General features: G+C 67.7%; 9 protein-coding genes and 1 pseudogene. 8 read left to right on the plus strand and 2 right to left on the minus strand.

The window, feature by feature from the left end:
- The first annotated feature begins 10 nt into the window (after positions 1-10).
- Complete coding sequence (locus IEZ11_RS16355; protein WP_229713060.1) at positions 11-709, plus strand: D-alanyl-D-alanine carboxypeptidase; 699 nt, start codon at positions 11-13, stop codon at positions 707-709.
- Here IEZ11_RS16355 and IEZ11_RS16360 read toward each other — a convergent pair.
- Positions 694-2385: an acetolactate synthase large subunit gene (locus IEZ11_RS16360; protein WP_189263450.1), complete on the minus strand. Its 1692-nt coding sequence runs from the start codon at positions 2383-2385 to the stop codon at positions 694-696. The two genes, IEZ11_RS16355 and IEZ11_RS16360, sit on opposite strands and share 16 nt — an antisense overlap.
- 211 nt (positions 2386-2596) lie before the next feature.
- On the opposite strand from IEZ11_RS16360, the gene IEZ11_RS16365 reads away from it, so the two are divergent.
- The 4 genes from IEZ11_RS16365 (at position 2597) to IEZ11_RS16380 (ending at position 5942) form a co-directional block, all read left to right on the plus strand.
- On the plus strand, positions 2597-3334 hold the full coding sequence (locus tag IEZ11_RS16365) for a flavodoxin family protein (RefSeq protein WP_189263451.1): 738 nt from the start codon (positions 2597-2599) through the stop codon (positions 3332-3334).
- 986 nt (positions 3335-4320) lie between these two features.
- Entirely contained in the window at positions 4321-4581 is a 261-nt protein-coding gene (locus IEZ11_RS16370) for an NUDIX hydrolase (protein WP_189263452.1), read from the plus strand.
- Positions 4582-5271: 690 nt separating this feature from the next.
- Positions 5272-5547, plus strand: a complete 276-nt coding sequence (locus tag IEZ11_RS16375) for a hypothetical protein (protein ID WP_373294916.1) — start codon at positions 5272-5274, stop codon at positions 5545-5547.
- Complete coding sequence (locus IEZ11_RS16380; protein ID WP_189263453.1) at positions 5544-5942, plus strand: PIN domain-containing protein; 399 nt, start codon at positions 5544-5546, stop codon at positions 5940-5942. The genes IEZ11_RS16375 and IEZ11_RS16380 overlap by 4 nt, the downstream gene beginning before the upstream one ends.
- A gap of 367 nt (positions 5943-6309) precedes the next feature.
- Here IEZ11_RS16380 and IEZ11_RS16385 read toward each other — a convergent pair whose 3' ends face one another.
- A complete protein-coding gene (locus IEZ11_RS16385; RefSeq protein ID WP_189263454.1) occupies positions 6310-7089 on the minus strand; it encodes a hypothetical protein in 780 nt (259 codons plus the stop codon).
- A gap of 1448 nt (positions 7090-8537) precedes the next feature.
- Here IEZ11_RS16385 and IEZ11_RS16390 point away from each other — a divergent pair.
- The 3 genes and pseudogenes from IEZ11_RS16390 to IEZ11_RS50845 all read left to right on the plus strand — a co-directional run.
- Entirely contained in the window at positions 8538-10460 is a 1923-nt protein-coding gene (locus tag IEZ11_RS16390; protein ID WP_189263455.1) for an ATP-dependent nuclease, read from the plus strand.
- A gap of 197 nt (positions 10461-10657) precedes the next feature.
- The gene (locus IEZ11_RS16395) at positions 10658-11281 is read left to right on the plus strand and encodes a DUF433 domain-containing protein (RefSeq protein ID WP_189263456.1); all 624 of its coding nucleotides are present in this window, start codon (positions 10658-10660) and stop codon (positions 11279-11281) included.
- Positions 11282-11309: 28 nt separating this feature from the next.
- Positions 11310-11539 (plus strand): annotated as a pseudogene (locus tag IEZ11_RS50845) (hypothetical protein); the annotation flags it as partial.

Raw genomic sequence — 11539 nt, forward strand, 5'->3', positions numbered from 1 at the left:
CGCCGCCACCGTGCTCGACCCGGCCGCGCAGCAGATCGCGGACAACCTGAACACGCGCAGCCAGGACACGCGCCTGGGCAGCACGCTCTGCGGTGTCGTCATCGACGCAGCGTCCGACAGGCAGGTCTGGGGCCATGACGCGACGACCGCGCTGATGGCCGCCTCACATACCAAACTCGGCACCTCGACCGCCACGTTGACCGTCCTCGGCCCCGACCACCGCTTCACCACGAAGGCCGTCCACGGCGACGGCAGACCTCACCGAGATGGCCAGAACCGCCGTCGCCGGGCTGAAGAACGCGGGTCCCGCCTCGGCGCAGGTCCATGTCGACGACAGCCTCTTCCCCGAGCCCACCCTCGCGACCGGCCGGAACGACGGCCGCTCCCCCGCCTCCATCGCGCCGGTACGGGCTCTTGTGGTCGACGGCAACCACGTGACCGGCACCGACCCGGCCGCTCGGCCACCTTCGAGGACGGCACAGCGGTGTCGTGCGCGAGGTGCTCGGCCGGTACGTCATCTCGCTCGACAACGACGAGATCCACGACGGCAGCGGGCTGTCCCGCGCCGACGGCGGACGCCGGACTGCGGACGTCCAGGCCGGCCTGGACGGTGTGGCCGACGGCGGGTCCGTGGCGGGTTCGCCGGTGCGGGGGCCTTCCCGATGCCGGCCGGGAGGCTCTGGGGCTGTCGGATCAGAACGGACCGTGAAGACTGCCCAGCCTGTCGGTCAGGCGCAGGTTCTCGGAGTAGTCGACGGGGCAGGCGATCACGGAGACCGAGTTGTCGTCGAGGGCGCGGCGCAGTGTGGGCAGCAGTTGGCCGGCGGTCTCGATCACGTAGCCGCGTGCACCGAAGCTCTCGGCGTAGGCGACCAGGTCCGGGTTGGTGAACCGGGTGTGGCTGTGGCGGCCGAGTTCGAGTTCCATCTTCCAGGTGATCAGGCCGTATTCCTCGTCCACCAGGACCAGGACGACCAGCGGGACGCGTTCACGGACGGCCGTCTCCAGTTCCTGGGAGTTCATCAGGAACGAGCCGTCCCCCATCATCGCCAGGACCCGCCGGTCCGGCCGGGCCAGCTTGGCGGCGATGGCACCCGGCAGTGCGAACCCCATCGTGGACAGGCCGTTGGAGACCAGGCAGGTGTCCGGTTCGTAGGTGGGGTAGAGACGGGACATCCACATCTTTCCGGCGCCGGTGTCGGCGAGCACGATGTCGTGGCGGTCCAGCGCGGTGCGCACATCGGTCACGACGCGCTGCGGCACCAGGGGAAACGCGTCGTTGTCACGTCCGTACTGCAGCTCTTCGTCGAGCAGGGTGCGGATCTTCTCGCTGCCTCCCGAATCGTAGGAGAGTCCCTCGGGCAGTGCCGCCGCGAGCGCGTCCAGCGCCTGGGAGAGGTCACTTTCGACACCCACGGTGACCGGGTAGTGGGTGTCCACCTCGGCGGGGAAGCGGTGGATGTGAACGATCCGCTTGTCGCCGTTCGGGTTGATCTTGGCCGGGTCGAACTCCTGGATCTCGTAGCCCACGCAGAGCAGCACATCGGCCGCGTCGAAGCCGAAGTTGCCGTAGTCGTGGCGCATGAAGCCGACCGCGCCGAGGGCGTTCGGATGGTCGTCGGGAAAGACGCCCTTGCCGTGGAAGGTGGTCGCGACCGGGATGTCCAGCCGTTCGGCGAACCGCACCAGGGCGGCCGAGGCCCCGGCTCGGGCGGCGCCATGGCCTGCCAGCACGACCGGGTGCCGGGCAGCCGCGAGCACCTCGGCCGCCCGTGCGATCTGGGAGGGTGACGGCGCGTCGGCCCGCACCGTGTCGATCTGCAGGGGCGCCAGCGGCCCGGCGGGACGCTCCGCCTCGACGTCCTCCGGGACCGCGAGGAACACGGCGCCGGGCCGTTCGCCCTGCGCCGTCTTGAACGCCTTGCGGGTCATCTCCGGCACCGCGTCCGGACACTCGATACGGGCCGACCACTGGGTGACGGGAGCGAACATCGACACCAGGTCGACGACCTGGTGCGACTCCTTGTGGATGCGGCGCAGGGAGCCCTGGGCGGCCAGGGCCACCAGCGGCGCGCTGTTCGTCATGGCGTCCGCGGTGCCGAGCAGCAGATTGATCGCGCCGGGCCCCAGCGTGGCCGAACACACACCGGCCCGGCCGGTCAGCCGCCCGTAGATCTCCGCCATGAACGAGGCGGCCTGTTCATGACGTACCAGGACATACCGGATCCCGGAGCCGTTCAGCGCGTCGACGAAACGGATGTTCTCCTCACCAGGGATGCCGAAGACGTACTCCACGCCCTCGGCCCGCAGACAGCGCACCAACAGGTGCGCGACGTCATCCACTGCTGCAGTGTCCCGCGACCCGGTCGCGCCTTCGGTGCCCATGGGGCGACCGTAGGCACGCCCCGTCCGCCTCGGCCACCTGTCGGCCGCCGCCCGGGGACCGGTGACGGGTACCGACCCGTGCCGGAGCTCAAGCACCGCCGAGGCCGTTCGGAGGTGCTGTGGTGGCGCCTTCCGCGGTCGGCCCGCACGCTGGATCCGGATGTGGACCCGCCGCCGGACACCGAGCGGCGGCAGGCTCAGGGAGGACCATGTGACCACTTCGTCGCCCGCCACCGACGCACCGCCGGCCCGGTACGACGACCTGCGGGCCCTGGTGATCAACTGCACCCTCAAGCGGTCGCCCGGCACGAGCAACACGCAGGGACTGATCGACCGCAGCACCGCCATCATGGACGCACAGGGGGTACGGGTCGACGTCCTACGGGCCGTGGACCACGACATCGCCACCGGTGTGTGGCCCGACATGACGGAGCACGGCTGGGCGACGGACGCCTGGCCGGACCTGTACCAGCAGGTCCTGGCGGCCGACATCCTGGTGCTGGCGGGCCCCATCTGGCTGGGTGACAACAGTTCCGTGATGAAGCGGGTGATCGAACGCCTCTACGCCTGCTCCAGCCTGCTCAACGACGCCGGCCAGTACGCCTACTACGGAAGGGTCGGCGGCTGCCTGATCACCGGCAACGAGGACGGCGTCAAGCACTGCGCCATGAACGTCCTCTACAGCCTGCAACACCTGGGGTACACCATCCCTCCCCAGGCGGACGCCGGATGGATCGGCGAGGCCGGCCCCGGACCGTCGTACCTCGACCCCGGCTCGGGCGGTCCGGAGAACGACTTCACCAACCGCAACACCACCTTCATGACCTGGAACCTGCTCCACCTGGCCCGCGCGCTGAAGGACCTCGGCGGCATCCCCGCCTACGGCAACCAGCGCACCGTCTGGGACGCCGGCTGCCGCCGCGACTACGAGAACCCCGAGCACCGGTAGCGGGATACCTTCGCGGGAGCGCCCGAAGCCCGTACCGGCTGTTGGGGCGACCGCGGTACCGAAAGCCACCGCTCGTACCCGAACGGCGTCGCAGCGCATCGGGCGGCCGCCCCGCACCCGGGGCCGTTCCCACCCGGTTCCGCGGCAGTCCCGTCCGCGGACCTCGGCACTCGAAGCCGGCTCCGGCGGGCCCCTGCTCCACTCGGTCCACCGCGGCCTGCCCTCCAGCTCGCCCTTGCCGCGCAGGCGGCGATCCGCATGACGACGTCCGGCGGTGAGCCACCGGGACGTGGTCCGCCATCGAGCCGTACGCACCGGTTTCGACAACGGCGCGTACACAGGGAGCCCCGGACGGCCCGGGGCTCCCCTTCCGCACGCCTGGTCAGGGTTTCGCAAGCGCTCCGATGTCACCGCCGGGGGATCGGCAGGCTGCGGGCTCAGACACCGTTACGCCGTCGGCAGATGCGATGGAACAGCAGGCCGGCGGCATCTTTCAGCACACGTGAACGGTCGCGGTGCGGGTCCTGCCAAGCACTCGTGCCCTCCACGAGGCGAAATCCGCCGAAGAGCCCTCGAAAGCAGCAACCCCAGTCGCTGGCCTGGGGTTTCGTCATGGCGGGGATGACGAGAACCGAACTCGCGCTGTCAGCACTGGCCGCCCCGCGAGGGCTGGTGCGCACCGGCCGAGTGCCTGAGCGAACGGGCTCCGTGCTCGGCTCGGCCGGGACGCATGTCCCGTTCGGGGAGCGCTTCGCAGGTGGGGAGCGTCAACGTGGGGTGACTCGGCAGCATCCCCCGTGAGACGGAAGAGGGTGCCGCCCGGCCGCGCCGAGCCGCAGGGTACGGGTCATGTCCGCCTTGACCCACGCCCGAGCCGCAGGCCCGGAACGCCACGGCGGTGGTTCCACGGCTGATGGTCGTTTCTCTACGGTCCGTCGTGAGGCTCCGCGTCAGAGGCGGACCGGTGTGAGGGAAACGGACAGTTCATGAGCTCGGGCAGCGATGTGTTCCCCGTCTTCGACCCCGTGACGGCCGAGTGCACGGGCCACAAGGAACGCGACCGTGTCCACGCGGAGGGCGACTGGCACCGCGGGGTCCACGCCAACGTCGTACGGCCGAACAGCCTGGGCACCTTCGACATCCTCGTCCAACGGCGCTCCGGCCACGTGGACCTGGCCGGCGGGCAGTACGACCAGAGCCTGGCCACCCAGATGACCGACCAGGACGGCCTGGGGTCCATGCGTTGAGGGAGCGCCGGAGGCCAGGACATGCGCCGGCCTCCTCGCCTCCCAGCCGAGGGAACGCACCAGTGCCGAACTCGCCGACTGGGCGTCCCCGGGCACCGGCAACGGTGGCGGCCCCGAGACCATCGACATCATGCGCGACCTCCACACGAAGGCCGGCCGCACGGGCGGCCGGGGCCGACGCCACTTCTGCGAGGAGACGTCCACACAGCACCGACCGGCCCCGCCGAGGGAACGGGAAGCTGAGTGCTTCCACTGGGCGAACGCCCTGACCCATCGAGCGACATTGCAGGTCCGTCACCTCCCGCCGACTGGCTCTGCACCCCGCCCCGGGACTTCGTGCCCTCCACGTGCCCGATCTTCCGAAGCTCCACCTGCCGAGACGCCACCAAAAGACCCACCAATACACAAGCCCCAGGCCGTTGACCTGGGGCTTCAAGAAGAGCGGGTGACGAGAATCGAACTCACGCTCTCAGCTTGGGAAGCGACGGCGCCTGCAACGGCTGAACGCCTCTGACCAGCACGGATACTTGGATCTCGAAGTGATCGTGTGCGTCGGATTGCACCGCTGTTGACCGTGGTTTTCCGCTCTTACGGGCACGCGGAGGACACGGAGTCCCAGAAGGGGGGAGGTCGACGCCACTGAGGGGGCACCTGGGCGCGGTTCGCCCGGTGCGGGGGTCAGCTGCCGACGTGGCGTTGAGGCTGCACAGCACCGACGAACCTCCGGCCGAACCTCCGCATCAGATCAGAGCCTCGTGGTGCACTTGCCACCCACTACAGGCGATCCCTGAGCGGGTCGGCAAGCGGGGCGTCTCGGCCTACCTGGAGAAGGCGGCCCAGCGACAGATCGAGCGGAACAACCTGGACGAGCTGATCGCGGACTTCGACAAGGTGCACGGCCCGGCCGGCCCCGAGGCCGTGGCGGCCAAGCGGGCCGGCGCCTCAAATGCCGGGGCGCCCGCGTGAGCGGTGCCCTGGTCGTGGACAGCGAGGGCCTGGCAAAGACCGTGCAACGTGATCGGGAAATCCACGAGTGGCTGGCGGCGGCTCGCGACGCGGACCTGCCCGTGATCACCTCGGCAGCGGTGCTGGTCGAGGTGATCCACCCGAAGATCAACGAAGCCGCACTGAAGCGGACCCTGTCCCGCCTGAGCGTCGAGCCGGTGACCCAGGTCGTCGCGCAATCCGCTGCAGCCCTGCTGCGCGCAGCGGGGCTGCACGGCCACAAGTACGCAATCGACGCCATGCTGTGCGCGACCGCCCTGCAACATCCCGGCCGGGTGACGATCCTGACTTCCGATGCAGAAGACATCGCCCTGCTCACTGCAGAGCACCCACGCGTGAGTTCGGAGAAGGTTTGAGCCGAGGCGCCGTCAGGGCGTACGGAGAAAATGCCGCCCCAGTCGGAGCGGCCGAGAAACCCCAGGTAGCTGACCCGAGGCCTCAATCCGGCGCGGGCGACGAGCATCGAAGCACTCGTGGGATGTGCCACGTAGCGCAGAGTGGAACTCGCCGATGTCTGAGGCGCCCTGAAGTTCTCGGACAGCGGTCCCCATAGGATCGAAGTCCAGAACGGCGGAGAGAGCACGTGGCACAGACTCCCCGCACGCCCAGTGTTCGCTGCATGACCTGGCACGGTTCTGGCACACCTGGTCAGAGCTCCTGCGACTGAGAGCGCCACGCACTGTGGTGACGCTTCCGCGAGGGGAGGCGCTCCGCGCACGCCGCCTACCGCACGGTGACGTAATCCCCGGTCGACGACTTCGCCCCAGAGGTGGAGTTCCCGTAGTACGTCCACCGCCACGTCCCCGGCTCGGTGGCCTTCACCGTGGTCCTGAGCGCCCCCGTGCTGCTCGACGTCACCTTTTTGACCGTCGTGTACGAGGAAGCGCCCGCCGCCTTGAACTGCAGGCTCACCGTGCGGCCCGCGTACCCCTGGTACGTGTGGGTGTCCCAATTCGCCCGTGTGACCCGTCCGGTCACGGTGATCGTCTTCCCTGCCGCGACCGGCTCTGGCGAGGCGTTGACAGTGACGCGTGTGGCCCGCTTGACCTGCAACGGGAGGTTCAGGTCGTCGGTGTCCTGGGCGTCACCGGCGAGAAAGACCTGAGCGGCAGTTTTCCAGGTTCCGGCGTCCTCGTTCCCGAAGTCAACGTGCCGCGGGTCGATGTACAGCCATTCGTCGAAGTCGCAGATTCCCTTCGCCCTGTCCACGACCTCGCAGTCGCTGGTGATGACGGCGCTGTACAGTCTGTCCCCCGTGTCGGGCTTCCCTCGGTAGGGGAACACCTTCGGCCCGAAGTCGTATTTGAGCGTGGTCGTCATCCGGAAGGCCGCCCGCACCTCGACCTCCTCCTTGACCCCGATCACGATCGGCTTCCCGCTGTTCACCGTGACCCGGCTGAAGGAGACCCCGCCCTCCGCCGCCCCGGCCGGCACCGCAGCCACCCCTGTGAACACGATTGCCGCTCCACCGGCCACCACCGCGCTCCACATCGTCTTCCCCATCTTCGAACCCGTCCTTCCCCTGCCGTCCGGACCGAGCGCGTGGGCGCACCGGCCAGAGGTTCATCCCCAGCGGCCAACTGTGGGACAGGGGAGGGCGTTACGCGGTTGTACGCGGTACCGCAACGATTTGATCACCACGCCATCGCTCCGGCCCGGTTCCCGGGAGGGGCCCCCGATGGCTTCAGGGCGGCCGGGCTGGACGAGATGGTGCGGGCGGAGCGTGCGAAGGAACACGAGGGCAACGCCGCGCACCGCAAGGAGGAGTGCACCGGAAGCTAGCCGAGCGGTTGTGGTGCGCGCACCCTGCACTGGTCTGGGCAACAAACAACCCCCGGGTCATCGACCTGGGGGTTTCTCCTGGAGCGGGTGACGAGAATCGAACTCGCGCTCTCAGCTTGGGAAGCGACGGCGCTTGGGCGTCCGCGTTGCTTCTGACCTGCCCATACGCCGATTCAGCGGCAGCCTCGCCAGGGCCGGAGGTGCCTCTGTTGACCGTGGTTGTCCGCTCTTATGGGCACGCTATGGGCACGACGCCGCAGCGGGGCTGGCCAATTGGGCTCGACCCTACAGACTTCGGCCCCTACGACGAACAGTCTGGTGCCAGGCGTCGCGTAACGCTGTGGCGCGAGGGCAAGAAATGCGACCAGTTGGGTACTGATCTCGGAAAGCCTGACACTTGGGGTCAGGAGGCCATGTGATGCGGTGGTTCGCCGTGGGATGTGGCGCTGTCATGGGACTGGGTGTGGCACGCCTGCTGCTTCGGCAGATTCGCGGTCTCCTATTGGACGTTGGATCCGTCATCCGTGCCTGGCGAGACCTTGCAGGCGTGTTGAGCGACGCAGCGCCGATCCACGGCAGAACACGTCGACATCGACGCTGAGGAAGTACCCCCTCGGACGGTGCGACGTGGGCGGCCTTCCTCAACCGTTTTCGCCCGTACGGCAGACATCCACTCGTTCGCTCGCGGGCGCCGGGTGAGGCTGACAGCAGCCCCGTCCACCGCGGCGCCGGCCGGGAAGAAGCGAGCGAGACCCAGATGTCCCAGAGCACCGAGGCCAAGCACGCACAGCCGGGTGCGGCCCGGTGGAAAGGCGTAGGTGAGGAATTCCCGGTGCTGAAACATGCAACCAGGGAGGCCCGTCCGCTGATCAATCCCACCGACCGCGGACCGCAGACGGCAGACCACCTGACTGTCGTCTGCCCCGTTCCGGGAGATCACAAAAGGCATCAGAGGTGACGCTGACTTCGATCTCCGCAGAGAGCAGCCTGGTGTCGGCAGCAAGGGGCATGGAGGGCTGCCGCAGGGCTCCGAGGCTCAGAGGTCCCGCCCTTCAGAAATTCACTCATCTCGGGAATTCGGCTGATGAGGCGTCAGGACGGCTGCTAGCGTCCACAAACGTCACACAGGGATACAAATACCCCGCCCGCAACAACCATTCAGGACGACTGTGAAGATCAAGCGAGTGCGCATCGAGAACTTCTGCTGTCTGCACAAGGTGGACGTGTCCTTCGAGGAAATAACCTCCTTCATCGGCCCGACAGGGGTTGGCAAGTCCACCGTGCTCCGAGCACTCGACTGGTTCTTCAATGGCGAGAAGGGTGTCGCCCTCAGCGACGACGACATCCACTCGGCGGCCGAGGACGGCCGCATCTCCGTGGAGGTGGAGTTCGACGGGCTCACGGATCACGACCGTCAGACGCTTGGGCGGTACGCGCCCGAGGGCGCCGCGAGTGTGAGCGTCTGGCGGACCTGGCAGAACGGTGAGGACAAGATCACCGGCAAGGCACTCGCGTACGCACCGTTCGAGGAGGTGCGCAAGAATGACAAGGCCATGGAGCTTCGCCGCGCCTATGAGCACTTGAGGGAGAGCGATCCGGGCCTGGGGCTGCCATCTGCCGGCACCAAGGACAAAGTCCTGGAAGCGATGCTCACCTGGGAGTTGGACAACCGCAACCGGCTCACCGAGGCCGAGGTCGAGGACACCCACTTCTTCGGCTTCGCCGGGCAGAGCAGGCTCGCCCAGCTGATCGACTTCGTGTTCGTCTCCGCCGACCTGCGGGCGTACGAGGAGGCCGACGATCAGAAGGCCACGGCACTCGGCCGCATCCTCGACCACGCGGTGGACCGCTCGCAGGCGAACGAGCAGCTCGGAGAGATCGAGGAAAATGCCCATCTGGCCCGGCAGGAGGTGCACGCCAAGGTCTACGGTCCGGTGCTGGACGAGGTGTCGGCCGCTCTCTCCGAAGAGGTTTCGAAGTTCACCACCGGACGTCAGGTGGTAGTGACTCCCACGGTCCAGGCGCCCAGGCCGGCCAGGACCACCTTCCAGGTGACCATCCGGGACGGCGCGGCCCACACTTCGGTGCACCGGCAAGGGCACGGCTTTCAGCGCGCCCTGATCATCGCGGCACTGAAGTACCTGGCGGACCGAAGGCGCCCGGCCGACGGAATGCGGACGTTGTGCCTGGCCATCGAGGAGCCCGAGCTGTTCCAGCACCCCCCTCAGGCTCGAACCTTTGCGAAGGTGCTTCGCGAGCTGATCGCCGCGTCGCCGCAAGGGCGTACGCAGGTCATGCACGCGACCCACAATCCGGTCTTCATCGACCCGAAGGGCTACCACCAGATCCGACGTCTGTGCCGCGCTGTCAGTGAGGAGCATCCCGCCACCGAGGTGTGGCAGGCCACGGAGGAAGACCTGTGCAGGGCCCTCGACGGGCTCGTGGACAAGAAGTCGATCCGGAGCAGGACCGAGGGGACGCTGGGAGGCGCGCTGGCTGAGGGCTTCTTCGCCCACGCCGTGGTGCTGGTCGAGGGCCGTGGGGACGAGGGGGTCATCACCGGGTGCGCCGAGCGGTCCGGTATCAACCTGGGGGCAGAGGGCATCAGCGTCATCGAGGTCCATGGCAAGGACAACATCATGATCTCCGATGCGCTGTTCAGCGCCTTGGGCGTCCCGTGCTACGTGGTGTTCGACGGTGACTCCGGCATGGAGGAGCGCAAGCGGGAGTCTGTGAGCCACTTCATTCCAGAGCAGCGTCAGGAGAAGGAACAGGAATTCGAGCGGCAGGCACGAGTGAACCGGGCCAAGAACGCGAACCTTCTCCAGTACCTGGGGACGACGCCGGCCTCCCAGCCCGCCGACGACTCAACCGGCCGATACACCGCCTTCGAGGACACTCTGGAGACCTACCTCGACCAACACTGGCCGACCTGGGAGGAACGCCGCCAGGAACTCATCCGTGCCGGCGAGGGCATCGACGGTAAGAACGCGGCAACGTACCTGGAGACGACGCGGACGGTCACTGCTGAGCCGCCGTTCCTGCTCCACGCCCTGCTGGAGAACGTCCGCGCGCTGACCGGCCGACGATAGTTGCCAGGTGCGGGGGCCGAAAGTCACAAGCGTGCCAGCTCGCTCAACGTCTCTCGATACATCGCGGGAGTCCTGCGCCTGCTTCGGTCCCACCTCCTCCTACTTCCTGTAGCGTCCTGAGGCGCACAACTGGGACGCTGGCGGGTAGAAGATCTCGCGAGGAACGGAGGGAGCGGACAATGGCGTACTCGACTCGTATGGCTGCAGCTCTCTCTGGGGCCACCACCGGGCAACTGCGCTCATGGCGGCAGGACCGAGGCAATGGACCCATCCTCTGCCCTGAGCTTGCAACCAAGCCCGCTCTGTACTCCTTCAGGGATGTGCTGGCCCTACGCGCGTTCGCGATCCTCCGGCAAGACGTATCGCTGCAGAAGATCCGCAAGGCTCTGGCCACGCTGAAGCGATTCGGTGAGTTCGAGCATCTGTCCAGATACTCCCTGGTCGCCGAGGGCGACTCCATCGTCCTTGTGGGTGACACCGAGGACGACCATGCAACGGACCTCGTCAAGCACCCTGGGCAGCGGGTCATCGCAACCATGGACGACATCCTCCAGGAGTTCGCGCCCCGCGCCGGCGTCGTAGTTCCACACCTTCTGCGACCCAAGCAGCACGTCAGTGTGGACCCGGAGACGCAAGGAGGTCAGCCGGTGATCACCGGCACTCGCGTCCCGTTCGACGCCGTCGCGGAGCTGGTGGAGGATCGCGTCCCTCCCGAGAAGATCGCCGACTACTACCCCGGCGTGACAGCTGAGGCCGCCCGCGATGCGGTGTCCTTTGCCCTGTATGTGGACAGCTACAGCCCAGGACCGCGCGCCGCCTGATGCGAATCCTCATCGACGAGAACGTCCGGTGCAGATGCTGGAAATGCTCAGACGACTACTGCCCGAGCATGAGGTACGTCATGTCAGCGAAATCAAGTGGACGGGGAAGAAGGATCTCGCCTTCCTCCCCGACGCCGCGAAGAAAGGCTTCGAAGCCTTCCTCACCAAAGACGGACGTCAGCTGGACCCGGGGTCCGCAGCTAATCGGGTTTCTGGGTCTTGGGTGAGGTCGGACTTGCTGGTCAGCGGTGTGGCAGT

It is taken from the genome of Streptomyces fuscichromogenes, assembly GCF_014645815.1.
Lineage (GTDB): Bacteria > Actinomycetota > Actinomycetes > Streptomycetales > Streptomycetaceae > Streptomyces > Streptomyces fuscichromogenes.

Bases quoted from the DNA above. Each gene is read 5' to 3' on its own strand.
- IEZ11_RS16395 (WP_189263456.1), top strand. From the start codon at position 10,658: ATGGCTGCAGCTCTCTCTGGGGCCACCACCGGGCAACTGCGCTCATGG.
- IEZ11_RS16360 (WP_189263450.1), bottom strand. From the start codon at position 2,385: ATGGGCACCGAAGGCGCGACCGGGTCGCGGGACACTGCAGCAGTGGAT.
- IEZ11_RS16370 (WP_189263452.1), top strand. From the start codon at position 4,321: ATGAGCTCGGGCAGCGATGTGTTCCCCGTCTTCGACCCCGTGACGGCC.
- IEZ11_RS16385 (WP_189263454.1), bottom strand. From the start codon at position 7,089: ATGGGGAAGACGATGTGGAGCGCGGTGGTGGCCGGTGGAGCGGCAATC.